This is a genomic window from Streptomyces sp. NPDC007346 (genome assembly GCF_040703535.1).
Classification (GTDB): domain Bacteria; phylum Actinomycetota; class Actinomycetes; order Streptomycetales; family Streptomycetaceae; genus Streptomyces.
The window spans coordinates 1-25,343 of sequence record NZ_JBEYKR010000054.1 but is presented as its reverse complement, the minus strand read 5'-3'; the positions used below and the strand labels follow the sequence as shown (position 1 = coordinate 25,343).

Annotated in this window: 33 protein-coding genes; 16 read left to right on the top strand and 17 right to left on the bottom strand. The window is 69.2% G+C overall.

Features of this window, described 5'->3' with window-relative positions:
- Nucleotides 1-54 precede the first annotated feature (54 nt).
- The 7 genes from AB0917_RS16625 to AB0917_RS16595 all read right to left on the bottom strand — a co-directional run bounded on the left by AB0917_RS16625 (nt 55) and on the right by AB0917_RS16595 (nt 7,139).
- Nucleotides 55-390 carry a hypothetical protein gene (locus AB0917_RS16625; protein WP_366820257.1) on the bottom strand — a complete coding sequence of 112 codons (336 nt, stop codon included), beginning with the start codon at nt 388-390 and terminating at the stop codon, nt 55-57.
- A gap of 3 nt (nt 391-393) precedes the next feature.
- Complete coding sequence (locus tag AB0917_RS16620) at nt 394-1,449, bottom strand: major capsid protein (protein ID WP_366820256.1); 1,056 nt, start codon at nt 1,447-1,449, stop codon at nt 394-396.
- A gap of 12 nt (nt 1,450-1,461) precedes the next feature.
- On the bottom strand, nt 1,462-2,208 hold the full coding sequence (locus AB0917_RS16615; RefSeq protein WP_366820255.1) for a hypothetical protein: 747 nt from the start codon (nt 2,206-2,208) through the stop codon (nt 1,462-1,464).
- A 107-nt stretch (nt 2,209-2,315) separates the two neighbouring features.
- Entirely contained in the window at nt 2,316-3,062 is a 747-nt protein-coding gene (locus tag AB0917_RS16610) for a hypothetical protein (RefSeq protein WP_366820254.1), read from the bottom strand.
- 68 nt (nt 3,063-3,130) lie between these two features.
- Nucleotides 3,131-5,008: a hypothetical protein gene (locus tag AB0917_RS16605; RefSeq protein WP_366820253.1), complete on the bottom strand. Its 1,878-nt coding sequence runs from the start codon at nt 5,006-5,008 to the stop codon at nt 3,131-3,133.
- 75 nt (nt 5,009-5,083) lie between these two features.
- Nucleotides 5,084-6,496 carry a terminase family protein gene (locus AB0917_RS16600; protein ID WP_366820252.1) on the bottom strand — a complete coding sequence of 471 codons (1,413 nt, stop codon included), beginning with the start codon at nt 6,494-6,496 and terminating at the stop codon, nt 5,084-5,086.
- Nucleotides 6,497-6,602: 106 nt separating this feature from the next.
- Nucleotides 6,603-7,139 (bottom strand): hypothetical protein, encoded by a 537-nt coding sequence (locus tag AB0917_RS16595; RefSeq protein ID WP_366820251.1) that lies wholly within the window; start codon nt 7,137-7,139, stop codon nt 6,603-6,605.
- A 108-nt stretch (nt 7,140-7,247) separates the two neighbouring features.
- Between AB0917_RS16595 and AB0917_RS16590 the strand changes: the two genes are divergently transcribed.
- The 6 genes from AB0917_RS16590 to AB0917_RS16565 all read left to right on the top strand — a co-directional run bounded on the left by AB0917_RS16590 (nt 7,248) and on the right by AB0917_RS16565 (nt 11,127).
- Complete coding sequence (locus AB0917_RS16590) at nt 7,248-7,676, top strand: hypothetical protein (RefSeq protein ID WP_366820250.1); 429 nt, start codon at nt 7,248-7,250, stop codon at nt 7,674-7,676.
- 159 nt (nt 7,677-7,835) lie between these two features.
- Nucleotides 7,836-8,039, top strand: a complete 204-nt coding sequence (locus AB0917_RS16585; protein WP_366820249.1) for a hypothetical protein — start codon at nt 7,836-7,838, stop codon at nt 8,037-8,039.
- 605 nt (nt 8,040-8,644) lie between these two features.
- Nucleotides 8,645-9,301: a recombinase family protein gene (locus AB0917_RS16580; RefSeq protein WP_366820248.1), complete on the top strand. Its 657-nt coding sequence runs from the start codon at nt 8,645-8,647 to the stop codon at nt 9,299-9,301.
- Entirely contained in the window at nt 9,298-9,822 is a 525-nt protein-coding gene (locus AB0917_RS16575; protein ID WP_366820247.1) for an endonuclease domain-containing protein, read from the top strand. The genes AB0917_RS16580 and AB0917_RS16575 overlap by 4 nt, the downstream gene beginning before the upstream one ends.
- A 14-nt stretch (nt 9,823-9,836) precedes the next feature.
- On the top strand, nt 9,837-10,487 hold the full coding sequence (locus AB0917_RS16570) for a hypothetical protein (protein ID WP_366820246.1): 651 nt from the start codon (nt 9,837-9,839) through the stop codon (nt 10,485-10,487).
- Between the two features lie 220 nt (nt 10,488-10,707).
- Nucleotides 10,708-11,127: a hypothetical protein gene (locus AB0917_RS16565; RefSeq protein ID WP_366820245.1), complete on the top strand. Its 420-nt coding sequence runs from the start codon at nt 10,708-10,710 to the stop codon at nt 11,125-11,127.
- A 57-nt stretch (nt 11,128-11,184) separates the two neighbouring features.
- Here the strand turns inward: AB0917_RS16565 and AB0917_RS16560 are convergent, their stop codons facing one another.
- Both AB0917_RS16560 and AB0917_RS16555 read right to left on the bottom strand, forming a co-directional pair.
- Nucleotides 11,185-12,054 (bottom strand): DNA ligase, encoded by an 870-nt coding sequence (locus tag AB0917_RS16560; RefSeq protein ID WP_366820244.1) that lies wholly within the window; start codon nt 12,052-12,054, stop codon nt 11,185-11,187.
- A gap of 41 nt (nt 12,055-12,095) precedes the next feature.
- Entirely contained in the window at nt 12,096-12,434 is a 339-nt protein-coding gene (locus tag AB0917_RS16555) for a DUF6233 domain-containing protein (RefSeq protein ID WP_366820243.1), read from the bottom strand.
- 94 nt (nt 12,435-12,528) lie between these two features.
- Between AB0917_RS16555 and AB0917_RS16550 the strand changes: the two genes are divergently transcribed.
- The 7 genes from AB0917_RS16550 (at nt 12,529) to AB0917_RS16520 (ending at nt 15,330) form a co-directional block, all read left to right on the top strand.
- Entirely contained in the window at nt 12,529-12,672 is a 144-nt protein-coding gene (locus AB0917_RS16550; protein ID WP_366820242.1) for a hypothetical protein, read from the top strand.
- A 301-nt stretch (nt 12,673-12,973) separates the two neighbouring features.
- Complete coding sequence (locus tag AB0917_RS16545; protein ID WP_366820241.1) at nt 12,974-13,153, top strand: hypothetical protein; 180 nt, start codon at nt 12,974-12,976, stop codon at nt 13,151-13,153.
- Between the two features lie 2 nt (nt 13,154-13,155).
- Nucleotides 13,156-13,428 carry a hypothetical protein gene (locus AB0917_RS16540; protein WP_366820240.1) on the top strand — a complete coding sequence of 91 codons (273 nt, stop codon included), beginning with the start codon at nt 13,156-13,158 and terminating at the stop codon, nt 13,426-13,428.
- Nucleotides 13,429-13,430: 2 nt separating this feature from the next.
- Nucleotides 13,431-14,243 (top strand): hypothetical protein, encoded by an 813-nt coding sequence (locus AB0917_RS16535; protein WP_366820239.1) that lies wholly within the window; start codon nt 13,431-13,433, stop codon nt 14,241-14,243.
- Nucleotides 14,244-14,254: 11 nt separating this feature from the next.
- On the top strand, nt 14,255-14,563 hold the full coding sequence (locus tag AB0917_RS16530; protein ID WP_366820238.1) for a hypothetical protein: 309 nt from the start codon (nt 14,255-14,257) through the stop codon (nt 14,561-14,563).
- A 144-nt stretch (nt 14,564-14,707) separates the two neighbouring features.
- Complete coding sequence (locus tag AB0917_RS16525) at nt 14,708-14,875, top strand: hypothetical protein (protein ID WP_366820237.1); 168 nt, start codon at nt 14,708-14,710, stop codon at nt 14,873-14,875.
- A gap of 284 nt (nt 14,876-15,159) precedes the next feature.
- The gene (locus tag AB0917_RS16520; protein ID WP_366820236.1) at nt 15,160-15,330 is read left to right on the top strand and encodes a hypothetical protein; all 171 of its coding nucleotides are present in this window, start codon (nt 15,160-15,162) and stop codon (nt 15,328-15,330) included.
- Here AB0917_RS16520 and AB0917_RS16515 read toward each other — a convergent pair whose 3' ends face one another.
- The 3 genes from AB0917_RS16515 to AB0917_RS16505 form a co-directional block, all read right to left on the bottom strand.
- Entirely contained in the window at nt 15,331-15,555 is a 225-nt protein-coding gene (locus AB0917_RS16515; RefSeq protein WP_366820235.1) for a hypothetical protein, read from the bottom strand.
- 158 nt (nt 15,556-15,713) lie between these two features.
- Complete coding sequence (locus tag AB0917_RS16510) at nt 15,714-15,959, bottom strand: winged helix-turn-helix domain-containing protein (RefSeq protein ID WP_366820234.1); 246 nt, start codon at nt 15,957-15,959, stop codon at nt 15,714-15,716.
- 624 nt (nt 15,960-16,583) lie between these two features.
- Nucleotides 16,584-17,243, bottom strand: a complete 660-nt coding sequence (locus AB0917_RS16505; protein WP_366820233.1) for a GntR family transcriptional regulator — start codon at nt 17,241-17,243, stop codon at nt 16,584-16,586.
- A gap of 1,187 nt (nt 17,244-18,430) precedes the next feature.
- Between AB0917_RS16505 and AB0917_RS16500 the strand changes: the two genes are divergently transcribed.
- Nucleotides 18,431-19,618 carry a site-specific integrase gene (locus tag AB0917_RS16500; RefSeq protein ID WP_366820232.1) on the top strand — a complete coding sequence of 396 codons (1,188 nt, stop codon included), beginning with the start codon at nt 18,431-18,433 and terminating at the stop codon, nt 19,616-19,618.
- Nucleotides 19,619-19,832: 214 nt separating this feature from the next.
- Here the strand turns inward: AB0917_RS16500 and AB0917_RS16495 are convergent, their stop codons facing one another.
- From AB0917_RS16495 to AB0917_RS16480, 4 genes are all read right to left on the bottom strand, one after another.
- Nucleotides 19,833-20,738: an SGNH/GDSL hydrolase family protein gene (locus tag AB0917_RS16495; protein WP_366820231.1), complete on the bottom strand. Its 906-nt coding sequence runs from the start codon at nt 20,736-20,738 to the stop codon at nt 19,833-19,835.
- A 68-nt stretch (nt 20,739-20,806) separates the two neighbouring features.
- The gene (locus AB0917_RS16490; RefSeq protein WP_366820230.1) at nt 20,807-21,829 is read right to left on the bottom strand and encodes a hemolysin family protein; all 1,023 of its coding nucleotides are present in this window, start codon (nt 21,827-21,829) and stop codon (nt 20,807-20,809) included.
- On the bottom strand, nt 21,826-23,163 hold the full coding sequence (locus AB0917_RS16485) for a hemolysin family protein (RefSeq protein ID WP_366820229.1): 1,338 nt from the start codon (nt 23,161-23,163) through the stop codon (nt 21,826-21,828). The genes AB0917_RS16490 and AB0917_RS16485 overlap by 4 nt, the downstream gene beginning before the upstream one ends.
- A 193-nt stretch (nt 23,164-23,356) precedes the next feature.
- Nucleotides 23,357-23,791, bottom strand: coding sequence for a GNAT family N-acetyltransferase (locus AB0917_RS16480; protein WP_366820228.1), 435 nt, complete (start codon nt 23,789-23,791; stop codon nt 23,357-23,359).
- Between the two features lie 105 nt (nt 23,792-23,896).
- Here AB0917_RS16480 and AB0917_RS16475 point away from each other — a divergent pair, with 105 nt between their 5' ends.
- Together AB0917_RS16475 and AB0917_RS16470 are read left to right on the top strand one after the other, a co-directional pair.
- Complete coding sequence (locus AB0917_RS16475) at nt 23,897-24,124, top strand: hypothetical protein (protein WP_014157595.1); 228 nt, start codon at nt 23,897-23,899, stop codon at nt 24,122-24,124.
- A complete protein-coding gene (locus AB0917_RS16470; protein WP_366820227.1) occupies nt 24,121-24,492 on the top strand; it encodes a fic family toxin-antitoxin system, toxin component in 372 nt (123 codons plus the stop codon). Before AB0917_RS16475 ends, AB0917_RS16470 begins: the two co-directional genes overlap by 4 nt.
- A gap of 174 nt (nt 24,493-24,666) precedes the next feature.
- On the opposite strand, the gene bioD is transcribed toward AB0917_RS16470, so the two are convergent.
- On the bottom strand, nt 24,667-25,341 hold the full coding sequence (bioD, locus tag AB0917_RS16465; protein WP_366820226.1) for a dethiobiotin synthase: 675 nt from the start codon (nt 25,339-25,341) through the stop codon (nt 24,667-24,669).
- Nucleotides 25,342-25,343 lie beyond the last annotated feature (2 nt).

The window sequence follows — 25,343 nt, the reverse complement described above, 5'->3', positions numbered from 1 at the left end:
TGTGCAGGTGCGGGCCCGGCCTGGCGCCCCACCAGGTGCGGGCCCGCACACCGCTTACTGGCCGCCGGTGCCCTCAACGGCGGCCGTCCGGCCCCGGGCCGGCTTACGGGCCGCGGTCTTGCGTGCGGCCGGCTTGGTGCCCTCGGAGCCCTTGTTGGGGTTGCCGTCGGACTTGGGGTCAGCGGTGCCGGTGTCGTCCGAGGTTTCGCCAGAGGCGTCTCCCTGGTCGTCGCCGGTGCTCGCTGCGGTCGGGAGCTTCCCGTCCTCCCACGCGTCCGGGTTCGTGATCAGAGCCGCCAGGCGTGGCTCCGGCTCCTCCCCGGGGCGCAGGAGCACCATTGCGTGACGGTCCGGGTCCTTCACGAACACGGCCTTCCGTAGGGTCGCCATGGCTCACGCCCCGAGGACGGTCGCGGAGATGTGCAGGTCCGGGACGTACAGGGCGGGCATGCCGATCGCGGCACCGCGGGTGTAGATCTGCACTGGGTCGTCGTCGTACTTGGAGACGACGACGATGCCGGGGGCTTCCTGGCGGGTGAGCGCCGGGTTGGTGCCGGAGGTGAAGCGGGCGGCCTCGCGGGTGATGCCGTAGAGGGTCTCGGCCCACTCCTGCGGGGACACATCCGGGAGGATGATCCACTTGTTGTCGGGGAGGACTCGCCGGTAGGCGTCGTTGTCCCAGACCTTAACGTCGTAGGTGACGATCGGCGGGAGCCCGTAGCGGGCCCGGACCACGTTGACCTCGTTCGGGGCCAGGGTCGCGGTGGGGGTGCCGCCGATGGTGGACGACCCATAGAACGCCCGCCGGTACTCCTCGTTGGAAGCGAGGACGCGCAGGGCCCGGCGGGAGGTGAGGATCTGCTTCGGCTCCGGCGCCCCGCCGTCGACGAGGAAGTCGATCCAGGCTCGCTCTTCGGAGAGCGGCTTGGCGTCCTCGTCGTCCCACATGATCGCGGCGGTGGGCATGTTCTGGGCCGGGACGTTCCAGTTCACGTCGAGACCGAGGCCCGGCAGGGTGACGGTGCCGGTGGCCAAGAGCTGCCCGCAGGCGAGTTCCTGGGCGGTCTTGATGGACTCGACGTGCCGCTCCACGTCGGAGTACAGCAGCTCGATGTACCGCTCGGTGTCCTGACCGTGGCTGACATCGAGGAGGATCTGGTCCATCTCGGAGACCGGGAGGGTCTGGCCGAGGGCGGGCAGCATGCCCTCGTTGACGACCTGCTCGGCCTGGCGCTTCGCGAGCGCGGTCGGAGCGTCGTAGGCCCGGAACTTCGCGGCGTTGACGCGGCGCTTCGCCGACTCGGACTTGAACTTGACGCCCTGGATCTGCCGCTCGGGCAGGATATCCCGGGTCAGCAGGTACTTCGCGGGGGTGTCGATCTCCCGGGCGAAGACCGTCAGGTCTTCGTCGTTGGTGTCACGCAGGAGGATCTCGAGGTTCTGCTCCATGACGGTCTCCTCCTACCGGTAGTGGATGTTGACGCCGGGCACGGTCGCGGCGACGTCGGTGGGGTCGAACGGGATCGGGCACTTGTCGGCGAAGACCTCGCCGTGCCACAGCAGCGCTCCGGCGGCCTTGGTGCTGCCGGGGTTGAACGCAATGCTGGATACGAGGAACCCGGCGAGGACCTGGGTGCCGTCGCTCGCGGATGCCCCGCCGCCGGCGGTGGCGGTGGCAACGTTGACGGCGGGGCTGGTGCCGCCGGTGAGGTTCGTCGCGGACGCAGTCATCTGGGCGACGTCGTCACCGAGGTACTGACCGACGAACGTGACGGTGATGACGCTGCCCGGGTGGGGGCCGCCGGTCACAGTGACGTCGCCGACCTCAACGTTGGAGAGGTTCTCCAGGGCGGTCTTCACCTGGGCGGCGGTCGCGTTGTACGGGATGCCAGCGGTGGTCTGCCCGGAGAACGTCAGCGTGTACGTGCCGCCGGTCGGGGTGCCGGTGACGGTGACGGTCTGCACCTCGGAGTGGGGACCGGAGTACGGGGCGTACAGCCCGGAGGCGGCGACCTTGCCCAGGGGGATGCCGGAGCGCATGACGTTGCGGCGCTGGAGCAGGGTGCCGGGGGTGTAGTGGACGCCCTCGGTGAACTTGGTCAGGTCGAGGGTGATGGTGTTGGTGTCCTGCACTCCTACCAGAGACGCGAGCCACGGCCGGTCGGCGGTGACTTCGCTCGAGTAGGAGAGCGGCTGGAAGTCGTTCACGACTGCCTCTCCTCGTGGTGATGCGATGTCTGGCATCGGCACCCGTGGGTGCACGTCCACGAGGAGAGGGCGTGGTCCCAACCTCGGCGTTCGGCCGAGAAGTCTGATCAGGCGGCAGGCTTATGCCCGCGGAGGCGGGCCATTTCGCGGCCGCGGTCTCCGGGCTTGCTTCCCCCGGACTGCCGGGAGGGGGGTGTGCCAGCCGGGGCGCCATGCGGGGCCGGAGGGAGCTGCTGCTGGGGGGCCTGGGAGCGGGCGCCGAAGAGTTCCGGTCGGCGCTGCTTCAGCGCTTCCGCGGCGGCCTCGACCTCGGCGTCGGTGGCGTCGTTCGCGACCCGCAGGAGCGCGGTCGCGTCATCGAGGTCCGCCCCGGTGGCTCCGAGCCCGACGAGGAGGGCCCGCCGGTTCGCGACGAGTTCACGCGCGGCGGCCTGGGCCTCCCGGGCGGCCAGATGCTGCTCCCGGTCCGCGAGTTCCTGGGTGCGCCGTTCGGTCTCGGAGAGCTGCGCCTGGTCGGCCTTCCGCTTTTCCTCGACGTAGGCCCGCATCTCCTTGACGTCCCCGAAGCCGAGGTCGTCGGCGAGGCGCTGGTTTCCGTTGCGGCGCCCGGCGTCCTTCTCGACGGTGAGCTTCTGCTCCAGCCAGTCCTTGTGGACGACGAGTTCACCGTCCTGGAGACCGGGGCGGTCGGAGACGGGGACGGGCGGCTTCACCTTGGGCGGGCCGGGCTTGGGCGGGTCGTCGGCGGGCGGGTCGCCGCCGTCGTTGTAGAAGACGGCCATGGCGAGGGTGCCGGTGTAGGGGTGCGCCCAGGTGCAGTTCGGGGTGGAGCGGTGGCGCTGGGGGCGGCGCATGAGGGTACGTCCTCCCAAGGAGTCGCTGTCAGGCCCCGCGCCTTGATCCAAGGAAAGCATGACTCCGGTCATTCGTTGCCCCTGCTCCCCCGGGGCTCCTCTTCAGGGTCTTCTTCGGTCTCGTTGCCGGGCACTGGCGGGAACGTGGGTGCTCGGGTCTGGGGGGCGGCGGGAGCCTTCCGGCCGAGGAAGTCTGCGGTCTCTTCTGTGTTGCCGAGGGCGTCGGCGAGGAGACGGGCGTCGGCGAAGCTGCGGGACTGGATCTGTTCGATCTCTTTCGCTGCGTCTTCGATGGGCCACCCGACTTCGGTGAGCATGCGGACCGCGGTCTCGAGGCTGATGACTTTCGCCTCGTAGGCGGTGGTGACCTGCTCCAGGACGGCGCCCTTGTCGGTCGGTGTGTAGGGGCCGCGGACCAGCTTGGCGGGCAGCGGGGTGACGCCAGTCCAGTCGGGGTGCTGGCCGGCGATGAACAGGCGCTGCACGAATCGGAGGAGGAGGGTGTCCTTGTGGGCGCGGGCGAGGCGCATCCCGGCGATGAGGGAGTCGAGGGGGCCGAGGGACAGTTCGAGGGCGTATCCGGAGGGGACCTTGGAGGGGTCCATGGTGCCGAGGGATACGGCGGGGAGCCGGACGATGTTCGCGGCCCGGTCGGCGAGGTCGTGCCGGTGTTCGCGGAGTTCGCGGAGGGCGGGGGCAGTGTCGATGGTGGTGAGCTTGCCGGTGTCGCCGAGCTTGAAAACCACACCGGGCCCAACGCCGAGCTGTTGCCTGGGGTCCGTGACGCCGGAGATTCCGATCATGGGGAGGCCGGTGGTTGCGGAGGCCCGCGCACTGTCGGTGTCGGAGCTGGCGAGCTCATCGAACGCCTGCAACGCCTTCGCGAGAGATGACTGCCCCCAGTGCTCCTCGGCCGGTGGGACGGTGTTCGGGACGTGGACCAGCGGAATGAAGTCGAGGTAGAGGTCGAGTCGGTCCAGGACCTCGCCGGTGGCGCTGGTGGCGAACTGAGCTCGGTCCATGGGCAGGTCGTCGATGTCGAGGTTCGGCCCGGCCAGGTCGCCGATGTCCCAGATCGCGTCGGTGAGGTAGCAGGTGTGCCCGGTCGGCTGGTCGTTCCACGGATACAGGCGGGTGATGCCGCCTGCCTCGTCGAGGGAGTCCCCGCGGTTGAGGACTGGTGTGGACGGGGTGTCGTCGGTGGGCTCGGACATGACGCGGGCTCGTACGGGCCGGCCGTTCTTGTCGATGCCGGAGGCGGTGGCGGGGCCGATCCAGTCGATCTCGTAGGTGATGCGGCGCAGGCGCTTCTTCAACTGCCGGCGGGGGTCTTCGGGGAGTTCCCAGGCGAGATGGATGCGCTGCGGATAGTCGGAGCCGTCGCCGTCCTCGGGTAGGACGGGGAAATAGAAGCCGGGGTCGTAGGTGCGGAGGCGGGGGCGCTGCTTGTCGGAGTCCCAGAACAGCAGGTATACGGCGTCGCCGAGGCCGACGGCTTTCCGTTCGGCCTGGAGCATCCGCATGGGTAGGAGTTCGTCTTCCGCCCACTCCCGCAGGAGGTCCTGGACGCGTTCGGCGGCGGCTGCGCTTGCGCTCTGTTCGGTGGTGTCGGTCTGCTCGGCACCGGGGATGACGATGTGCTGGTCTCGCCCCATGACGTGGGCGACGAGGGTGTCGATGAACATGCTGGGGTCGCCGAACTCTCGGCGTTCGCGTGCGGCGGGGCCGTCGCGGTATTCGGCGAGTTCACCGGCTTGGTTGTTGTCGTAGGCGGCGAGGACCTTGTAGGCGGCGAGGCGCCTGACGTCGTCGTCGGGGACCCAGGTGGCGTAGGCCTCGGGGAAGGCGCGGCGGTAGGGCATGCCGCGGCCGTTGCCGTTCTCGGAGAAGACGGGCTTGTAGTTCAGCCATCCCCACGCGTCGATGACCAGGTCCCTGAAGCCCACGGGGCGCACCTCTTCACACCAGGCCCCGCGCCATGATCTCAGCGTACGGGCGCGGGGCCGGGGCGCTCCCCCCGCTCAGCGGCGGCCGGCCAACCGCTGGTCGCTGTACGCGCTGCTGCCGGTGGAGCCGGAGGCCGGGTTGGCGAGTTCGGTGAGGGCGTGCACTCCGGCGTCCATGCGGTCCGGGGAGTCCATGCCGGGGATCCAGGTGACCATCTGCCGCTCAAGCTCGGGGAACTCGCCGATGTGGTGGACGGCTCCCTGTTCGTAGAGCTGGGCGATCGGTTCGGCCCGGAGCCTCTTGCCTTGCTTGGCGTTGACTTCGACGATGCGCGGCATCGCCATGCCGCCGGTCCGGCCTTGGCGCTCGAGCTCGGCCCAGGCTTGGAGGAGGACCTGGCGGGTCATGTCTCCGCCAAAGTTCGTCTCGACGACGAAAGCGTCCCCGCCCAGCTCGATGGCGAGGAGGCAGGCTTCTCGTCCCCAGGCGTTCGCGCCGTGGCGGCCGGACTTGTCGGCCAGGACGTACAGGTCGCCGCCGGTGTCCCGGGCGGCAGCGACGATGCCGGTCTCGTCGTTGGTTCGGCTGGATCCGCCGGACGGGTCGATGGCCACGACGATGCGCGCGAGGTCGACGCCGCGGAACGCGACGGAGCTGACACGGTTGCCTGTGATCCAGGACCACTGCCAGACGCCGCCTTCCAGGGGGCGGGGCTGCTGCTGGTAGAGGGACCACCAGACGCGTTCGCCGACGCTCTTGCGGATGCGGGCGTAGTCCTCTGCGGAGAACCGGGTCGGCCAGAGCGCTTCACCAGGTTGCCGGCCGAGGGGGTCATCGGCGGTGAGGGCGAGGGCGGGAAGGTCAATAACGATCCAGTCGTCGGGCTCCTCCTTGAGGAGCCGTCCGGAGAGATCGTCGTCGTCCCAGCGCGTGTTGACCAGCAGAACAGAGCCTTGAGGTTCGAGGCGGGTGAGGAGGACGGCTTGCCACCAGTCCCACACGCGGTCGCGCATGGTGGGCGAACCGGCGTCCTCGGATCCCTTGAAGGGGTCGTCTACGGCTGCGACGTGGGCGCCGCGGCCTGTCAGCGCCCCTCCGACGCCTGCGGTGACCATGCCGCCCTCGTGACGGTCGATGTCAAAGCGGTTCGCCGCCTGCGATCCGTACTTCAGGCTGATGCCGAGGGTGGAGGCATGCTCGGTGATGGTGTTGCGGACCCAGCGGCCGTGGTCGTCGGCGAGGTGCGCAGCGTAGGAGGCGAGCATGAACCGATGGTCGGGCTGCTTGCGCAGGTACCAGACCGGGCCCCAGCGTGAGGTGCGCCGGGACTTTCCCGCGCGCGGAGGCATGGTGACCATGACTTTGAGGCGCTCGCCGGCGGCGATCCGCTGGTAGATGCGGTCGATGATGTCGAGGTGGGGTGCCTGCATTTCGCGGCCGCCGGTGAGCACGCTGGACAGGGCACCGGGCGACCGGTCCATGGCCATGCTGCGCTCGATAGTGACCAGCTGGATGCGAAGCTCCGGCGACGCAGACCGTGCTATCTCAAGGCGCTGCTGATCGGGGAGAGTGCCGTAGGCGCGGAGAAGGGTCTCACCCTTCATCGGCATCGCCGTCCGCTTCCTCCTCCGCGTCACCCTGGCGCTGGGCGGCGCTCCGACCAAGGCTCATCAGGAGCTCCAGCTCCGCCTCGCTCACGGGTCCGAGTTGCATCGGCCCGCCGCCCGGTCCCGACAGTTCGGCCCTGACGGGCATGTCAAGGCCGTTCAGCTTGGCGCGGCGATCCATGAGCTTGATGACGGTGTCGACGGCCTTGAGGTCGATCTCTCTCGCGATCTCCTCACGGTCCTTGTTGAAAACGGGGCTGGGGGTGGTGGCTTTGTCCCAGACGGCTGCGAGGAGGGCGTCGAGGCGTTCGTTTTCCTGCTGCCGGTAGACGCTGGCCTCGGCGGCTTCCTCTTCGTGGTGGTGCTGGAGGGCTCGGGTGAGGTCTTTGCGGGCGGCGCCGGGGTTGGCGTAGCCGAGGCCCATGATGCGTGGGTCGTCGTACGGGATGCCTTGTCGGCGTAGCTTGAGGAGTTTGGCGCGTCGGGCGGCGGTGTCGGCTTCGATGATCCGGCCTTTTGCCATGGCGGTGGGGCTCCCGCTTTCGTGGTTAGGCCCCGCGCCTGTTGTCGATGATCCCCGATGTGCGGGTTTTCCTTCCCCCTGCCCGTTGGGGGTGTCATCCTGCGGCGCATGAGGATGATGCGTGGGGTGGGGTTGGTTGTCGCGGCGGTGCTGGCATTCGGTGCAGCGGGGTGCGGGGCAGACAGCGGTGGTGACGGGGCGGAAAGTTCAGCGAGCCCTTCGGTGGCACCGCACATGATGGGGGTGCGGGAGGCTCTGGACCTGTACCACGAGGCTTCCGCACCGGGCTGCGAGACGGCCGACGAGTGCCAGGAGTTGGTGTCGGCGAAGCTGTCTGCTGCGGAAGACGTGATGGCAGCAATGCGCGCGGAGGACAAGGTCTTGTTCGCGGAACCGATCGGCATGGTGGAGACGGCACGCCAGCGGGCGGAGCACTACGGGCTGGACAACTTGGGCGCGAAGGGGAACAGCTTCGCGGTGTCGGAGCCGTTGCAGCAGATGGTGGCTTGGTTCCGGGAGCACCCGGAAGTGGCGTAGTCGGCCCGCACCCGACCGGGGGCAGCAAACCGGGTCGGCGGGCACCGCCTACATCCGCGAGGACGACCGCGGGCACCTGGAGTGCGGGGTCAGCCTCCGCACCAGCTGGCTCACCGACAAAGGAGCCGCACGGCTCGCCGCACTACAAGGCGGCGAGGCATGAGCCGCGACACCGATCGCCTCGTGTGGCTCTTCGACAAGCCGTACTGGTGGTCCAGGGAAGCAGGACAGCTCCGCCTCCACCCGGCACCGTGGGCACTACCCGACCCGGAACCGGTGAGCTGGGCCGACCCGGCAGGGGACATCAGGCAAGCGATCCTGTACGACATTCACCGGATGCGGGAGCAAGCCGGGTTGGGCTGAGGAAACAGCGCGGCCCCCACCAGGCCTCGGGTTCCGGAGGGGGCCGCAATGCGCCGTCGACCCGGAGACGGGCGAACCCTGACCCCACCAGGTCCTCGACCAAGGCTGGTGGGGCCAGGCTGCCGTTGCCGGTACACCCCCGGCAACGGGTCTGTGTGGCCGGCCGGTCGGGGAGTGGGCGCGGGGACACCGGGGCTCCCTGACCGGCCGTGCACAACCAGCGTGACGCACAACCGCGGGTTTGTCCGGGCCGGTCTCCCCAGGGCTGAGCGTGGGGGAGAGGCGGGACGGCTGCCTGACCGGACGCGCCTGCGCCCCGCTCTCATCCGAGGGCGGGGCGCTTCGTCATGCGGGTCTCATGCAAGCCGGGCCCCACATGCAGGCCGCATGAGGCGGGGTAGTGCATAACGTTCCCTGAAGTGCTGCTCGTTGGGGTCGACCGGCGACGTTGCGGTACGTGACTGTCCAACAATCGATCGATTGCTGGCTACTTGAACAGTTGGGGATTGAAACGGGCATAACGGCCCATGTGGTTGTCCAAAAATGGTGTACAGAAAGCCTCGATGTCCATGTACTAACCCCTACCCTTTGTTGGACAATGAGGTATGGATCTCGACACCCAAGACCTCCTTGACCCCGTCGGGGGCGGAGGCGCACTCATCGGCTACGCCCGCGTCAGCACCAAGGGCCAGAAACTCGACCGCCAGATCGCCGCCCTCGAAGCGGCAGGATGCCAACGGACCTTCTCCGACAAGAAGTCCGGCAAGAACACAGAGCGCGAAGAGCTCTGGAAGGCCCTCGACTACCTCCGCGAAGGCGACACCCTCGTCGTACCGTCACTTGACCGGCTCGGCCGCTCCATCCAAGACCTCATCGCCATCGTCGCCGGACTGAGGAAGCGCGGCATCGGCTTCCGCTCGCTGCACGAAGCTCTCGACACCACCACGCCGGGCGGTCGGCTAGTCTTCCACGTCTTCGCTGCCCTCGCCGAGTTCATTCGCGAGCTCATCGTCCAGGGCACCCATGAAGGCCTGGCCGCCGCACGGGCCCGCGGGCAGCGACTCGGCAGGCCGCCGGCGATGACGGAGGAGCAGATCCGGCACGCCCGCTCCATGCTGGCCGACCCGGAGGCGTCGATCAGCTCGATCGCCAAGCTCCTCGGCGTCAGCCGCACGACCATCTACAAGTACGTGCCGGAGCTTCGGGCAGGCCACCGGCCGACAATGGCGGCCGCATCGCGCGCAGAACTGGAGAGCTCGTGAGCAGCGACCACGAGTGGGCGATGGCGGAGGTGCGCCGCCAGGACGACGTTGAGCGGAAGTGGCTCGGGGGCGCAACGCAGAACCGTCCGTCCTTCGCTGAAGCAGAGATCCTCGATCGCCAAGGCGTCCCGTCCTGCCACGCCTGGAAGATCCCTGCTGGAGAAGTGCCACCGCACCTCTCCGCTACGCAGGCACTTCGCCGGTGGCAGGCCGGAGCGTGTGCCATGTGCAGCGCTCGCCCGACACGACTGCTCGTCGACCACTGCCACCGAAGCGGCCTCATCCGCGGACTGCTCTGCACCAGCTGCAACACGGCCGAGGGTCTACAGGATGCACCGTCCTTCGTCGCCTACCGGAGTCGGCCGCCAACCGTACTGCTCGGCATGGAAGAGCAATACGGCTCGGCCTGGGACGGCTTCGGACGGACGCCGGCAGATCAGGCTGTACGCAACGCTTCCCACGTTGACGCGGCCGAGGCTCTCTTCGGAGAGATCACCAGCCGCTTCCGCTCCGCCACCTGAGTCTGGAGATCCGCATGACCGTTCACGAAGACCTGGCCGAGGGCGTCTGGGAGGACATCCAGGAGAGCCCTGAGGCCGTAGCCGCGATGTTCCGACTGCGCAACCGGCACATCCGTGGAGAGATGGACGAGGGAGGTATGTACGGGACTGGATACGCCGACGCACTCGGCAGCTCGGCGAGGTTCTCTCCGAAGAAGTGGCCGCTTCCACAACACGCAGCCTTCATCAACATCCACGCCATGATCGACGCAGGTGACGTGACCTTCACGTGCATCAGCACGGGAGGAACCCCGGGACCCGACGCTGACCGGGTTGGCAACGCAGCGAAGCTGGCCATGACGCATGAACGCTTCAAGGCTGAGCTCGACATGGAACAGAACGGCGCCGACGCCGATGGAATGCTCAGTTGGCAGGGCCCCCTAGTTGTGAGCCGGCCGACCGGAGACTTCTTCTACCCGAGTTCGTGCCGCAACGTTGGACAGGCGCCACTCACCCGGCTGGGAGAAGTGCCTGAAGGATCGGCACCGCTAGAGGTCGGGGACTCCTGGCCTTCACGCACACTGATGCACCTGCACCAGTACGGCGCCGTGGCCCGCTGGCCCTATGGGGCGTTGCTTATCTGGCTTTTCATCAGGTTGAAGCACCGAGCCATCACGGATCTCTGATCAACCGTTTCCGGTCACACCTCTACCCCTGTGGCCGGTTCGGGTGCATCGTTGTTCTCGCAGCTCCCCATCCCGAGGGTGTGGATCTGCTCAGGCCCCGCCCCGTGTCGACCCCCGTCGCGGGCGGGGCCTGCCGCACCTCCCGGCTCCCCACGGGAGGCCAAGCGGCTGCCCGCGCAAGGGCGTTAGTTGTAGCATGGACGTACCGTCCCATCGGGGGATGGCGCAGCACCTAGTCCTGTCGGAGGACACCATGGCCTTGAGCCGTATCGCGCGTGAGCATGCCGCCGAAATCAGGAACCACGACTGGTCCGATGCCCCTTTCCGGGCCGATCGCGCTGGCCACGACCGTGCAGTTGATGGCAGGGGTGGGCGTGTGCTCACCGACCAGGAGACCGACACCATCCGCATGAACGTAATGTGGGTGACCGCCCAGGTGCTGGGGCACCAGGACCCCAACTTCAACGTGTACGAGTTTGCTGCGGCGTGCGGAGTCGAGATCACGACTCGGTCGGGGCGCTTGAACGGCGGCATTGAGGCCGGGGTCCGCCTCCACGAGGGTAGGTACATGCGCCCTGGAACTTGGGATGCGGGCGAGGGGGACTGGCTCGACGAGGTGGATGCCCGGGACCGCCGTTGAGTTAACGCCCTGACGCCCTTCTCCGGTTGCTCCGGGGGAGGGCGTTCGTGTGCCTGGCTACCGCATGCGGGTGACGGTGAGCGTCCCGTGCCTGCCGGAGCCGGCGAGTACCTCGACGGTCAGGTCGCTGTCGACCCGGGTGTACGTCTCCCCTTCGGCCCGCCGTTCCCCGAGCACTTCGGCCGCGGTGAGCGCGTCGGCGATCCTGCTGGCGAGTACGGGGTCGAGCCGCGCGGACAACCGGATCGGCCCGCCTTCGTCGCCGATGGCGAGTGCGAGCCGGTGGGGCCGGCGCCGGGGTCCGAGGTAGCCGACGACGAGCGCGTCTTCGGTGTCGGTGTGCCGGACCTTGAGCCATGCGCGCCGGCCGAGCGGGTACGGCGCCAGCGCCTTCTTGGCGACGATCCCTTCGATGCCCTGCTGCTGGAGGCCCTCGTACCAGGCGACGGCGACGTTCCGGTCGTCGGTGGCGGGTACGGCTTGGATGGGTGGCCCGAGGTCGCCGATGAGGTCGACGAGCAGCTGCCGCCGCTGGGTGTAGGGGAGCGCGGTGACTTGCCCCCGGTCGGGGTGCTCCAGGACGTCCCAGACGAGGTAGGAGGCGGGGTGTTGTGCGGCGAGCGCCCGTGCCCGGGTGAGGCTGGAGGCGGCCCGGGACTGGGCGGCCCCGAAGTCGATGCGCTCGTCTTTCCAGATCACCGCCTCGCCATCCAGTGTGGTCCCGGGCGGCAGCTGCATGCCTGCAATGGCAAGGTCCATCCAGTGGCTGGTGACGTCGCGCCCGGACCTGGCGTACAGGATGACCGTCTCGTCGGTGCGCCGGAGGATGGTCCGGTGCCCGTCCGCTTTGGGCTCGTACCACCAGCCGGGGCCGTCGGGGATGGTCGGTACGGCTTGGGCGAGGGCGGGTTTGACCGGGTACTCCACAGCCTGATCCTGCGCTGGGGCTGGGCGGGGCGCGCGCCGGGTTACTCCAGGATCCCGAGTTCGGTGTCGGGCCGGCAGTGGGTGCAGGGGGTGCCGCCTTGGTTGATGAGTTGGGCGGCTTGCTCGCGGGTGATGGCTTTCCAGCGTTTTCCGATCATGTGGCAGTTGCCGGTGTGGACGTCGGCGTAGGGGTTGTGGGTGCCGCGGTCGAGTTCGACGACCCAGTCGGGGGTGGCGGCGGCCTTGCGCTGCGCCTTGAGCTCCTGGGCTTTCTGTTCTTCCTCGGCCTGCTTGATCGCTTGGTCGATGCGTCCGAGCCACATGGCGTACCAGGTGTGGAGGGTTCGGAGGCGGTCCAGGTCGGGCGGCAGGTCGTACATGCGTTCGAGTCTAGCTGCGCCCGAAGGATGCTGCCCCTGGCGTATCTTTTCTAGTCCACCTTGATTGCCAATCAAGAACAGCTATCTTGAATGCATGCCCACTTACCGCATGACCCTGAAGGTCTACTCCGAGGCCGCCAGCCCGGCCGACGCAGCAGCCGAGTTCCTTGCCGCGACCGAGGACGCCGGCATCTCGTTCGACATCGTCGAGACCGTCAACACCGAGGATGCCCAGTGAGCGAGCGCCTCCTCCCCACCGGTACCTGCTGGTGCGGCTGCGGCACTGAGACGGGCCTCGGCAGTTTCTTCGCCCGAGGCCACGACAAGATCGCTGAAGCTGCGTATATGGCCGTCCACCACGGCGGATCCGTTGCCCAGCTTCTCCATGACACGGGGCACGCGCCCGGCGGTGAGAAGGGGACCGTCCGGGCTGCCGCCCTCAAGAGGGGCTGGGAACTCTGCCCCCGAGGCTGCGGGTACGCCGGGGCCCCGGCCAGCATCAACAGCCACGTCAACCGACACCACAAGGAGAGCTGACCATGTCGACCTACATGCCACCCGTTGGCGGGGAGAAGCGCGACTACTTCCCGCTGGAGGACGATTGCGTCAGCCCGGACGGCGAGGTGTACCCGGAGCACGACTACCCCCCGGTCGGGGAAGGTGACGAGTGCCGACGATGCGGGGCCGAAGCAGACGACACCGCCACCAAGGAGGGCTGACCATGGCCAAGGTGACCGCCCACGACGCCCTGGCCTACTCGCTCAAGCGGGAGCAGGCCCAGTTCTCTGAGGAGGCCAAGCGGCTGGCTGAGCAGGCCGCACGTATCGCCGCGAACCCCCCGGCCGCCGGGAGGAATACGGTCTCAGGCGACCTGACTCGCCTCATCCAGGAGGCCGCCTTCCTTCTGAAGCGGGCCGCCACCATCGAAGCCGGACTCGAAGCCGTCGGACTCATGGGCGCCGAAGCCGCCACTACTCAGACGAAGGAGCGTTGACCATGAGCGGCATCTACGACGACGGGGCCCAGTACGGGCCGCCGCCAGCGGCCCTCACGGAGGAGGAAGCCGACTCGCTGCGATGGCTATGGAAGATCACTTTCGGCTACGACGCGGCACACCCTCTCCACGTCTACGCCGACCAGCCCGGGTTCCACAGGTCCCACCGTGCCGCGTTCAAGAACCTCGCGCAACACGCATCCCGGGGCGTTGATACCCGCGAGTTGGCCGAGGCGCTCAACCTCAGCCCGGACGTCATCCGCGGCTGCCTTGACATCGCCAGCGCCCACCAGGCGAGCGTGAAAGCGACACAGGACAGGCTGGGCATCACGGGTCTGATCGCCCCTCTCCACACGAGCGAAAGCGCCCGCGCGTTCCTCTTCGCCGCCCGTGATTCGGGATGCACCACCGACTGGTGGGAAACTGTCGGGCTCTTCATCGACGCGGCCATCAGCGTCTCCGACCAGCCCGACTACGACAACTACGACGACCTGGCTAGTGAGGCGTGGATGGCCGTGGAGGGGCCGATCCGTGCGGCAGTCGCGACCATCGCCACCGAGATTGACATCGACGAGCTGAGCACGTGGTACGACGCCTGCGATCCGCGAGAGCTGCGGCGGATGCCGGACTTCGAGGCCCTGGAAACGCAGGAAGACATCCACGATGCGTTCATGGCTGTCGCCCTCAACATCGCTCAAGAGTTCATCGGCAATACGGCCGCCGCCACCAGCGTCCGACACCTGGTCGACGCCGAGGCCTATGACTTCATCGCAGCGCCACTCGTCCGCGCACACGAAGCCACCATCGAGCAGTGAGGACCGCAACCATGAGTGACACGAAGCCCCCGCTCCCGGCGCGTACCTTCGACCCCTGGCCCCGTATCCCGATCGACACGAGCCCGGACAGCGACTTCTACCGTCTTGACCGGATCGCCGGGAGTGCCGCCACCGGATGGGCCCTCGGACCCGACGGCGCCTACGCTCAGAACCGGCCCCTCGCTGACATCGTCGACAACGCGGTCCGTGAAGCCCTGCTCCACCTGCTGGAACTTGGCCTCATCGATATCGACAGCGAGCGAATGCACGCGGCGTCAGGTTGGCCGACGCGCCGACAGGCGCCCGCCACCGAGCAGTAGCCCGCACGATGCGACGCCCCGGCAGGGATAGTGCCGGGGCGTCGCCGTGTCAGCGTATCGCCCACCCAGCCCCCGCCTGCCCTGTCACACTGGTGGTGCCCCCGTCGCCTCCCCCGTCGACGGGGGCACCCCTAGGAGGCTGTGATGAGCGAACCGCTGGAAACACAGGGCGGCGTTGACGCCGAATCTCTGCGCATCATGTCTCTCACGTCGGAGGAGGCCTTTGCCGAGGTGATGACATCGAAGGAGCCTTCCTGCCCGCTGTGCGAGGAGAGCCACTTCCGGTGCATCGATCACGGAGCGACGTGGTGATCCGCCGCCTGCTGGCCGCTACCCTTCGCCGCCTCGGTATCCCGGTCCCCGCTCACGGCGGGACGCTTCCGCCATACCAGCCGCGCCCGGATGAGGTGCTGGTCTACCTGTCGCCGGGGGAGAACCGGCCGCCGCGCCGGGGCTGATCGAGCCCGGGTTGTCACCGCCCGCCGATACGCTTGTCACATCAACCCCCAGGGCTTCGGCCCGCGAACAAGGGGATTGCTTACCGCCCCCATCCCGGCTGCTCCCGGGACGGGGGCGGGGCTGCTTGAGGAGGCTCCGTGATCCGCGCACTCGACTGGTTCGCCCACCTGCTGTACGAACCCGCCCTGCTCGGCCGCCGTAGCGCCGCCGTCCCGGACTGGCGGGTGCCGCTCCACGGCGTGCACCTCATCCCGGAGTCCTGGCTGCTGCGGGTCTGCGACGCCTACGATCGCAGCCTCGAAGGCTGACTACTCGCCGTCCGGTTCGGGGTGCAGCACGGCCTTCTTCGCCGCCTGCTCCAGCGTGTACCGGTTGCCGTCCCCGACCTCCTCGGTCACCGCCCGCTGGAACGCTTCCGCAGCCTCACGCCACGGCGCCCAGCCCTCCTCCGTGTACGGCTGGGACAAGGCCACACACTCCGCCTCGACAGCAGCACGGCACAGCTGGATCAGATGTTCACTCGGATTCGCCACGGCCGGATCCTAGTAGGCCACCCCGGCGACGATTCGACCGCCATGCAGGTCAGGCCATCACTTCCGCAGCACCGCGAACGTGATCATGCCGCCTCGCTGGCTAGCCGCGCGACTTCTGGTAGATCGGCTGGGACCAGCAGTAGTTCCAGCGGGCCACCTCAAGCAGGGGGCGGCTCCGGCAGCCGTGCGACGAACGTCCCGATACCCGGCTCCATGTACGCCAAGCCGGCCGCCCGCAGCTCCTGAAGGACACGGCGTGCGGTCACCGGACTGACACCGGTCTCAGCCTGAAGGTCCAGCGCCGACGGCAGCCGCGCCCCAGGCGGGTAGACACCGCTGTCGATGCGCTCCTCCAGCAAGGCATACACCTGCCGCCACCTGGGAATATCCGGCTTCCAATCCATGAACGCGACGCTAAGCGCGCAAGGTCAACCAGGCGAGGCAGGCTAGATAGGTTGGCCTAGCCCGCCTATCGCACCTATCCCTCCCCGTCTATCGTGGGACTCACGAAGAACCCCCGCGACCGTGTCACCGGTCCGGGGGTGCGGACACCGCCTAGAGGAGCGACGTCATGGAACAGACTACCGACCCCACCCCTACACCGGCAGGCCTCACCTCTGGCTGGTGCCACTGGCACAAGGGCCCGTCCGGGACTGCACGCCTGGTGGAGGTCATCGAGCAGGGGTCCGGGCCTGGCGCCGGCTTGTACGCGTGCGCCCCGTGCCGGGAGCAGCGACACCTCACCCCGCTGGCATGACCGCCTCCGCGGCTTCGGTCCTGGCGCCCCCCTGTCGGATCGGTGAGCACGGCGAATGCCCGGGGCCCAGCGTGGTGCGCCTACCGGGGGCGCCGGCGTGGGAGACGCCGATTCTGGTCATCCGGTGCAGCTGTCCGTGCCACACGCCGCCTGCGTGAGGGTAAGGGTGGCCTTGCCCCTGGCCTGGGGTTATACGCGCGGTGATCCTGACGCATGGTCAGGGCATCAGTTTCCGTCGGGCACTAGTTTTTTGGTCAAAAGTGAGCAACGCTCAGTGGTGCTGACTGACCCCAGAGTCAGCAACCGGGGCATGATACCGGCTGCACAGCCTGATCAACCACCGATCCACGGGGAGGACGAGATCAGCAGTCTCCACCGGAGCGCCGCCCTCGTCGAGACGCGTCCGCACCAAACGAAACGCGACCATGTCCACCAGCAGCCCCAAGGCGTGAGCCTGCTCTGTGGTCAGCGGGGCCGTCCCCACCTCCACCACGTGACTGGCATGCGACCTGCGCTGGCCACGCCACCACGACGACACGATCATCGCCGAATGCCCTCCCGGGTCCAGGCACTCCACCGTCTCGTGATGCAGCATCACCCCAGGCCGAACCCCCAGCCGGGCGGCAATCTCCTCGGTCGCTGGCCGCGGCCGGGTGTCGGTCGTCTCGCTGCTGTAAGGCCACGGCAGGTCAGCGTTCGTGAGAGTGCGCACAGCAGGAGGATGGGCCACAGTGACGCGCCTGCGGGACTCTCCGTCGAGAACGCCACCCCTGCGGAGCAGGTCATAGGTGAGCCGGATCGTCTGCTCGTGAACGTGGTAGCTACCGGCCATCTCGCGGCGGGAAGGCAGCGGTTGGCCGACGTTCCACTCGCCGGCCCGGATGCGGCGGCGGATGTCAGCGGCGATGCGCCGGTGCGCCGCTTCTGGCATTCGGATCCCTGGCGTAACTGATCATCACGACTTGAGGTCCGAACTTATGGACAGCGCTCTGATCTGGATATATCCAGATGACCTTGAAGCTCAGGACTATGCCAGAAGCAGTTGATTCTCATGATCTCGGCCAGTGGGGTTCAGGTTCCCACTGGCCGTGGGGGAGCAGTCCGGTCAGCCGCAGTACCCCCTGTGGCGACTGGCGGGCGGTCTCCCGTACCCGTCGTTGCGCGTCGGGTATCCACCTGGACGAGTGACCTGTGAACCGTGCTCAGCGGTAGGGGATCTCGTTGCACAGACGCCGGGGCCGGACCGCTCCAGCCGCCTCCAAGGGCGCTGCGGTCCGGCCCCGGTCTGTGCCCGGCCCGGGGCGGTCAAGCTGCCTGTTGCGACTCCCCGGACAGTACGCGGAGCAGGTCGGCCGTGATGACGACATGGCGGGACCCGAAGGGAATGGTTCGCACGGGGGAGTCGCCTCGCTTGATGCGCTCGTGCAGGTGGCTCTTGCTGCAACCAAGGGCTTGGGCGGCTCGGCTGACGGCGACGGTAGCTGGCCACCCGCGGACGTCATCAAGGGTCGGCTGATCGGCCATGACCCACTCCTTTCTGGACTCAGATGATGCTTATAAGGAACATCTGATTCTACAATGCAGGGCATGGATGTGGTAGCACTCAACGTCAGCGATGAAAGGAGAAGTTGGTGCATACGCTGTCGCCTATGGCGGAGCAACGGCGCGGACGACGCGCTATCACCGTGGGGTCCACCGGCCAGGCAGTCGCGGCAAATATTGTCCGCCTGCGCGATCGTCGAGGCCTGACCACCCGACAGCTATCTCTTGAGCTGGCGAGCGCTGGGCGCGCAATTCCGGCTTCGGGTATCACGCGGATGGAAAAGGCGGAGCGGGTCGTAACCGCAGACGAACTCGTAGCCCTTGCCGTGGTATTCGGCGTCTCACCCTCTGCTCTGCTACTGCCGCTCTCCGACCAGCCGATGGACCCCATCCACGTAACCGGCGGAGGAGTTGTCCCGGCGGGAGAGGCGTGGGCATGGGCCGACGGAGAACGCCCCCTGCGCTTGTCGGAAGGGAGCGCACGGAGAGAGATGGCTGAGCACGAGCTGTTTGGGCGGCCACAGTGGCTGTACAAGCGCAGCGACCCAGCCTCATCGCAGCCAAAGGAGCAGGGCCATGGCTGAGCCGAAACGGCTTGTTCTGCGCGACGGCAAGGTGCGGTACCGGGTGGTCGTCGATGCGGGCCTGGACGAGAACGGCAAGCGCGTCCAGCTGACGATCACGCGGGACACCAAGACGGCGGTCAAGGAGGAGCGGGACAGGATCCTGCACCAGCGGGCCGCCGGGACATTCATCGCCCCCAACAAGATCACGCTGGGGGAGTGGCTGGAGCAGTGGCTGGAGTACAAGCGGCGCGACGTCGAGGAGACGACGATCCGCACCTACCGCCTGGCCCTGGTCCACGTCGTCGAACGCCTCGGCCACATCCGGCTCCAGGAGCTGACCGAGGACCACATTCAGGACTTCATCGACGAGATCGTTGCCACCGGCCGGCGCCGCGGTGGTGAGCCGGGTACACGCCTGGCGGTGTCCACGGTTGAGGGCATCCTGACGCGGCTGCGCGAGGCTCTGGGGCGGGCGGTGGTCCGCAAGCTGATCCCGAGCAGCCCGGCCCAGTACGTTCGGGTGGCGCTCGCCGACAAGAAGACCGACAAGCGTAACCGGGTCAAGGTCAAGCCCTGGACCGTGGCCGAGGTGCAGACCTTCGTCCGCGGCATGGAAGGCGACCGGCTGTACGCCCCGCTGCTGCTGTCCTTGATGGGGCTGCGGCCGGCGGAGGTCTGCGGCCAGCGCTGGGTTGATGTGGACCTGGTCGACGGCATCCTAGGCATCACCATGACGCGGACGATGGTCGGCAACAACAAGGTGCTGGAGAAGGACACGAAGACCGCGTCGGGGGAGAGGGCTCTGCCCCTGCCGCGCGGCCCGTGGGAAGCGCTGCGGGCGTTCCGCGATCGGCAGGCCGCTGAGCGGAAGTTCGCGGGCGAGGCGTACACCACTACGGGTTACGTCGTCGTCGACGAGCTGGGGATGCCGATCAACACGCGGCAGCTGCGGGAGTACGCCTACCGCCTGATGAGTGAGCTGGAGTTGCGCCGTGTCCGGCTGTACGACGCCCGGCACTCCGTCCTCAAGGCCTTGGCCCTGAGCGGTGTCCCTGACGTGATCCTCGCGGCGTGGGCCGGTCACACGAACGCGAGCTTCACCAAGGCCAAGTACGTGAGCATCGAAGCAGAGGACATGCGGGGTGCCGCACTGGCTCTCGACGCCTTCCACGGCGGTGACCGGAAGGCCCTCACGTGAGAAATTGTGAGAAATGATCACCGTTCAGAGGGGTGGCTAGCAACGCTGACCTGCAAAGTAGCCTATCCCCGTAGAACAGTGGACGGATTCTACTGTCGGTTTCCGCAGGCCAGCACCGCAGGCCTGTTCGTGGGTTGCTACGAAGGCCGGCCGCGAAGACAGAAAGCTCTACGTACGAAGAGGTGGAAGGCCGGTTACGAGGACGGGAGGCCGGCTACGACGACGTCGGGGCCGAGCCCTCCGGCGGCAGCCCGGTGCTTCCGGCGGGCGGTCCCGGCTGAGGAAGGTCCTGGGCCCGGCGCCATCCCGCCACCGGGCCCGGGGCCGCGGCGTCCGCGGGCGTGACCCAGAAGGCCGAGGCCGTCCCGGCGTCGAACTGGGCGCCGACCCGGCCGTCGCCGGAGGACCGTCCGGTGAGCCGTCGGCCGATCCAGGGCCCCAGGTGGCGGCGGGCGAAGCGGAGGTCGTCGACCCGCCGGTCGGCCCAGCGCGGCGGCGGGGAGGCGGGGACGGGCGCCCGCCAGTCGAGCTCGGGCAAAAGCCCCAGCGTCTGCCAGACGGCCTCCGCCACCCGCCGGTGCCCCTCGGCGGTGAGGTGCAGCCGGTCGGCGTCCCACAGGCGCGGGTCGCTGAGCGAGGGGGCGGAGTAGAGGTCCACCACCGAGGCGCCGTGCCGCCCGGCCAGATCGTCGACCAGCGCGAACAGCGCCTCCATCCGGGGGCGGAACCGCTCCAGCACCGGGCCGTTGCGCCCGGGGCTGCGCATCAGCACCAGCTTCTTGCAGGACGGGGCCAGCCGCTCCACGGCCTCTTCGAGCCGTCCCCTGACCATGCCCATGTCGCACTTGGGGCGCAGCGTGTCGTTGAGCCCGCCGACGAGGGTGACCACATCGGCCTGCATCGCGGCCGCCGCGTCCACCTGCTCGTCGACGATCTGGCCGATGAGCTTTCCGCGCACGGCGAGGTTGGCGTACCGGAACCCGGGGGACCGGGCCGCGAGCCGGGAGGCCAGGACGTCGGCCCAGCCCCGGTAGGTGCCGTCGGGGAGCAGATCCGACATGCCCTCGGTGAACGAGTCGCCGACCGCGACGAAGCTGGTGTAGGAGGCATTCAATTCCATGGCCCACCGATTCTACCGTGACGGCTCCCGTACCGTCCGGCCGGTACGGGAGCCGTCGGGGCAGGTGCTCAGCGGGACTGCGTCCTGCCGACGAGTTCGCGCAGGACGTCCTCCATCGTGACCATGCCGACCAGCCGGTCCTCCTCGTCGAGGACGGCGGCGAGATGGGTCCGGCTGCGCCGCAGCGCGGTCAGCACGTCGTCCAGCGGGGTCTCCCCGCGGACCCGGGCGATCGGCCGCAGAGCCGTCAGAGGGAAGGGCGCGTCCCGGGGCGTGGCGTCCAGGGCGTCCTTCACATGGAGATAGCCCAGGATGCGGCCCGCCTCGCCGTCCATCACCGGGAAGCGGGAGAACCCGGACTCGTGCGAGAGCCGCTCCAGCTCCTCGGGGGTGGTGCCGGCCAGGGTGTACAGCACCCGGTCCATCGGCATGACCACATCCCGTACGGGCCGGCGGCCCAGCTCCAGGGCGTGGTGCAGCCGCTCCGCCGAACGGTCGTCGACCAGCCCCGCGTCCCCGGCGTCCTTCACCAGCCGGGCCAGTTGGTCGTCCGAGAACGTCGCGGAGACCTCGTCCCGCGTCTCCACCCGCAACAGCTTGAGCAGGGTGTTGGCGAAGGCGTTGATCGTGAAGATCACCGGACGCAGCGCACGGGCCACCGCGACCAGCGGCGGGCCCAGGAGCAGTGCGCTGCGGGCCGGTTCGGCCAGCGCGATGTTCTTCGGCACCATCTCGCCCAGCAGCATGTGCAGATAGGTCGCCACGCTCAGCGCGATCACGAACGAGATCGGGTGCACCAGGGGATGCGGCACCCCCACCGCGTCGAAGACCGGCTCCAGCAGATGGGCGATGGCCGGCTCGGCCACGATGCCCAGCACCAGGGTGCACAGCGTGATGCCGAGCTGGGCGGCGGCCAGCAGCGCCGAGACGTGCTCCAGCCCCCAGATGACGCTGCGCGCCCGCCGGTCGCCCGCCTCGGCCGCCGGCTCGATCTGGCTGCGGCGTACGGAGATCAGGGCGAACTCGGCGCCCACGAAGAAGGCGTTGACCACCAGGGTCAGCAGACCGATGAAGAGCTGAAGGACGATCACCGGCCCTCCTCCGCCTGCTCCTGGCCGCCGGGCGGCGGCGCGTGCAGCAGCGCCCGCGCCGCCCGGTGGCCCGTGGCGTCCACCACGTCGATCCGCCACCCCGCCAGCTCGACGCTGTCGTCCACCGTCGGGATCCGCCCGAGCTCCGCGGCGATCAGCCCGGCCAGCGTCTCGTAGGGCCCCTCGGGCACCCGCAGCCCGATCCGGCCCAGCTGGTCGGTACGGGCCGCGCCGTCGGCCGACCACAGGGCACGGCCGTCGGCGTCCTCACCCGCGGCGGCCAGGTCGGGCGTCTCGTGCGGGTCGTGCTCGTCGCGGACCTCGCCGACGACCTCCTCCACGATGTCCTCCAAGGTCACGACGCCCGCCGTACCGCCGTACTCGTCGATCACCACCGCCATGGCGAGCCTGCCGGAGAGCTGGTCCAGCAGCCGGTCCACGGTGAGCGTCTCCGGTACGAGCACAGGTTCACGCAGCATCTCCGAGACGCGTTTGCGGGGGCGCTCGTCGGCCGGGACCGCCAGCACGTCCTTGATGTGGGCCACGCCGACCACGGTGTCGAGACTGCCCCGGTAGACGGGGAAGCGGGAGAGACCGGTGGCCCGGGTGGCGTTGGCCACGTCCTCGGCCGTCGCCCGCACCTCCAGCGCGGTCACCTGGACCCGGGGGGTCATCACGTTCTCCGCGGTCAGCTGCGCCAGGTTCAGGGTGCGTACGAAGAGTTCGGCGGTGTCCTCCTCCAGCGCGCCCTCCTTCGCGGAGTGCCGGGCCAGCGCGACCAGCTCCTGCGGGCTGCGGGCGGAGGCCAGCTCCTCGGTCGGCTCCAGGCCGAAGCGGCGCACGATCCGGTTGGCCGTGTTGTTGAGGTGGCTGATGAAGGGGCGGAACACGGCGGTGAACACCCGCTGCGGGGTGGCGACCGCCTTGGCCACGGACAGCGGCGAGGAGATCGCCCAGTTCTTCGGCACCAGCTCGCCGACCACCATCAGGACCACCGTGGACAGGGCCGTACCGATGACGAGGGCCAGCGTGGACGCCGCGGCGGGAGGCAGCCCGGCCGCCTCCACCGGGTGGCGGATGAGCTTGGCGATCGACGGCTCGGAGAGCATGCCGATCACCAGGTTGGTGACGGTGATACCGAGCTGCGCGCCCGAGAGCTGGAAGGTCAGGCTGCGTACGGCCTTCAGGGCGCTCGCGGCCCCCCGGTCACCCCGCTCGACGGCCCGCTCCAGCTCCCCGCGCTCCACCGTGGTCAGGGAGAACTCCGCCGCGACGAAGGCGCCGCACGCGACACAGAGCAGAAGGGCGACGAGCAGCAGGAGCACTTCGGTCATCGGTTCACCTCCGTCCCATGATCGGGCAGGGGCGGGAGGAGCGCGCGGCGTCGGCTGTCGGGAGGCTCGCCCATGGGTGCGGGCTCACACCTTTCGGCGGATGCGGCGGGGGCGTCGGGCAGGGGTGTCATCGTAGAGCGTCTGCCCAGCCGCCCCGCCCCGTACCGCCCCAGCTGCTCCCGCCCGTACCGCGTCAGGCCGTGAGGTGCTTCACCCAGCGGCTCCACTGCGGCTCGGGCCCGTACCCCGCCGCGCGCCAGGCGTGCTGGGCCAGGCCGTTGCGGTCCAGCACCATCGCGTCGGCCCGGCGTCCACCGAGCGCGGCGAACCGTTCCTCCGCCGCCGTGAGCAGAGCGCCGCCCACGCCCTTGCGGCGCTGCTCCGGATGGACCGCGAGCCGGTACAGGTGGCAGCGCCAGCCGTCGAAGCCCGCGATCACGGTGCCCACCAGCGTCCCGTCCCGCTCCGCGAGGATCAAGGCGTCCGGGTCCCGTTCCACCAGGCGGGCGACCCCGTCGCCGTCGTCGCTGATGCTGGTGCCCTCCGCCGCCACTTTCCAGAACGCGAGCACCCGGTCCAGATCGGCCGCGGTCGCGGACCGTGTCGAGAGATCGTTCATGGCGGCCATCCCACCATCCGCCCCCTGGGGAAGTCGATCGCTTTCCCGGCGGCCGGGCCCGGCACCCGCGCCCTCCCCTTGCCGGTGCTAGCGCGACCGCGCTAGCGTGGGAGGGTGCCCAAGACTCAGCTGAACGTTCGAGTGGACGAGGCCACCGCCGAGGCCGCGCGACAGCGCGCGCTCCAGAGGGGGATGAGCGTGAACCGCTATATAGAGGAGCTCGTCAAACAGGACGCCGGCGAGGTGGGACACACCTTCGTCGAGGCCGCCGCCGACTTCATGAAGCAGTACGAGTCGGTCTTCGCCGAAGAGTTCGGCCCGGAGCGCGAAGGCACCCGTTGAACCTGCGGATCGACCTCTCCTGGCTGCTCATGGTCGCCGAGCACAAGACCCCCGGTGACCCCCAGGTCGTCGACTGGGGCGCGCTCGTCGCCGCGGTCGCCCGGCACGAGGCGGAGATCTTCGGCAGCGCGGTCTACAGCGACCCGCACACGCGTGCGGCGTCCCTGCTGCAACTGCTACTGCATGTGCCCGCCCTGGAACACTCCAACGCGATGTTCGCCTCGGCCGTCGCGTACGGCTACCTCGTCGCCTCCGGGCTGAAGGTCATCACCTCGCCCGAACAGGTGCGCGATCTTGCCCTCCTGGTCAAGCAGGGCAAGGCCGACGTGCGGGCCATCGCGGACGAGCTGCGCCAGTGGAGCGTGTGAGGCGAGGGCCCCTCGGACCGAGGTGAACGGCGCGCGGGCCACGCCCCGCACACAGGGGGCCGGGAGGGAGAGGGCGTACGGCTTCCTCCCCTCACCGCTCCCTCCCCTCACCGCTTCTCCTCCGTACGGACCGGTGGTGGCGTCTCCGTACGGCCCCAGGCCGGGTCCCCGGCGTCACAGGACCGGCACGACCCAGCTCCCCCCGAGCCGCGGGGCCAGCCAACTGCCCGCCCTCGCCGCGAAGTCGGCGCCCGGCAGGGCGCCCGCTCCGGCCGGTACGGCTCCGAGCAGCGGGGCCCCGGCCGCCACCGGCAGGTCCTCGATGTTGCACCGCGAGGCCAGGTCCGGCCGCTCGGGCATGCTGCCCACCACGACACCGAGGCACTCCAGCCCCCGCGCCCCCAGCGCCTGCGCCGTCAGCGCGGTGGCGTTCAGCGTGCCCAGCCCCGCGGGCGCCACCACCAGCACCGGTGCGGACAGCAGCCGCGCGGCGTCCGCGAGCGTGGCGCCCTGGTCGTCGAAGCGGACGAGCAGCCCGCCCGCCCCCTCCACCAGCACCAGATCGTGCTCGGTGGCCAGCTTCTGAGCCGCCTCGGCCACCTCGTGCGGCCGCACCGGGGCGAGCCCCGCCCGCCGGGCCGCCGTGGCCGGGGCCAACGGCTCGGGGAACCGGGCCAGTTCGACGGCGGTCACATGGTCGCCCGCCAGCCGCGCCACCTCGGCCGCGTCCCCCGGCTCCCCGGGCGCGAGGCCCGTCTGCGCGGGCTTGAGCACCGCGACCCGGCGGCCCCGCGCGGCCGCCGGGTTCTTCGAGGATGCGCTTGCCGCCCACCAGCAGCTTGGCGCCATCG

Bases quoted from the DNA above. Each gene is read 5' to 3' on its own strand.
- AB0917_RS16625 (WP_366820257.1), bottom strand. From the start codon at position 390: ATGGCGACCCTACGGAAGGCCGTGTTCGTGAAGGACCCGGACCGTCAC.
- AB0917_RS16550 (WP_366820242.1), top strand. From the start codon at position 12,529: ATGCCCACTTACCGCATGACCCTGAAGGTCTACTCCGAGGCCGCCAGC.
- AB0917_RS16545 (WP_366820241.1), top strand. From the start codon at position 12,974: ATGTCGACCTACATGCCACCCGTTGGCGGGGAGAAGCGCGACTACTTC.
- AB0917_RS16480 (WP_366820228.1), bottom strand. From the start codon at position 23,791: ATGGCCGCCATGAACGATCTCTCGACACGGTCCGCGACCGCGGCCGAT.
- AB0917_RS16505 (WP_366820233.1), bottom strand. From the start codon at position 17,243: ATGCCAGAAGCGGCGCACCGGCGCATCGCCGCTGACATCCGCCGCCGC.
- AB0917_RS16585 (WP_366820249.1), top strand. From the start codon at position 7,836: ATGAGCCGCGACACCGATCGCCTCGTGTGGCTCTTCGACAAGCCGTAC.
- AB0917_RS16600 (WP_366820252.1), bottom strand. From the start codon at position 6,496: ATGGCCATGGACCGGTCGCCCGGTGCCCTGTCCAGCGTGCTCACCGGC.
- AB0917_RS16580 (WP_366820248.1), top strand. From the start codon at position 8,645: ATGGATCTCGACACCCAAGACCTCCTTGACCCCGTCGGGGGCGGAGGC.
- AB0917_RS16590 (WP_366820250.1), top strand. From the start codon at position 7,248: ATGAGGATGATGCGTGGGGTGGGGTTGGTTGTCGCGGCGGTGCTGGCA.
- AB0917_RS16500 (WP_366820232.1), top strand. From the start codon at position 18,431: ATGGCTGAGCCGAAACGGCTTGTTCTGCGCGACGGCAAGGTGCGGTAC.
- AB0917_RS16535 (WP_366820239.1), top strand. From the start codon at position 13,431: ATGAGCGGCATCTACGACGACGGGGCCCAGTACGGGCCGCCGCCAGCG.
- AB0917_RS16595 (WP_366820251.1), bottom strand. From the start codon at position 7,139: ATGGCAAAAGGCCGGATCATCGAAGCCGACACCGCCGCCCGACGCGCC.
- AB0917_RS16540 (WP_366820240.1), top strand. From the start codon at position 13,156: ATGGCCAAGGTGACCGCCCACGACGCCCTGGCCTACTCGCTCAAGCGG.
- AB0917_RS16525 (WP_366820237.1), top strand. From the start codon at position 14,708: ATGAGCGAACCGCTGGAAACACAGGGCGGCGTTGACGCCGAATCTCTG.
- AB0917_RS16565 (WP_366820245.1), top strand. From the start codon at position 10,708: ATGGCGCAGCACCTAGTCCTGTCGGAGGACACCATGGCCTTGAGCCGT.
- AB0917_RS16570 (WP_366820246.1), top strand. From the start codon at position 9,837: ATGACCGTTCACGAAGACCTGGCCGAGGGCGTCTGGGAGGACATCCAG.
- AB0917_RS16495 (WP_366820231.1), bottom strand. From the start codon at position 20,738: ATGGAATTGAATGCCTCCTACACCAGCTTCGTCGCGGTCGGCGACTCG.
- AB0917_RS16555 (WP_366820243.1), bottom strand. From the start codon at position 12,434: ATGTACGACCTGCCGCCCGACCTGGACCGCCTCCGAACCCTCCACACC.
- AB0917_RS16620 (WP_366820256.1), bottom strand. From the start codon at position 1,449: ATGGAGCAGAACCTCGAGATCCTCCTGCGTGACACCAACGACGAAGAC.
- AB0917_RS16530 (WP_366820238.1), top strand. From the start codon at position 14,255: ATGAGTGACACGAAGCCCCCGCTCCCGGCGCGTACCTTCGACCCCTGG.
- bioD (WP_366820226.1), bottom strand. From the start codon at position 25,341: ATGGCGCCAAGCTGCTGGTGGGCGGCAAGCGCATCCTCGAAGAACCCG.
- AB0917_RS16610 (WP_366820254.1), bottom strand. From the start codon at position 3,062: ATGCGCCGCCCCCAGCGCCACCGCTCCACCCCGAACTGCACCTGGGCG.
- AB0917_RS16510 (WP_366820234.1), bottom strand. From the start codon at position 15,959: ATGGATTGGAAGCCGGATATTCCCAGGTGGCGGCAGGTGTATGCCTTG.
- AB0917_RS16485 (WP_366820229.1), bottom strand. From the start codon at position 23,163: ATGACCGAAGTGCTCCTGCTGCTCGTCGCCCTTCTGCTCTGTGTCGCG.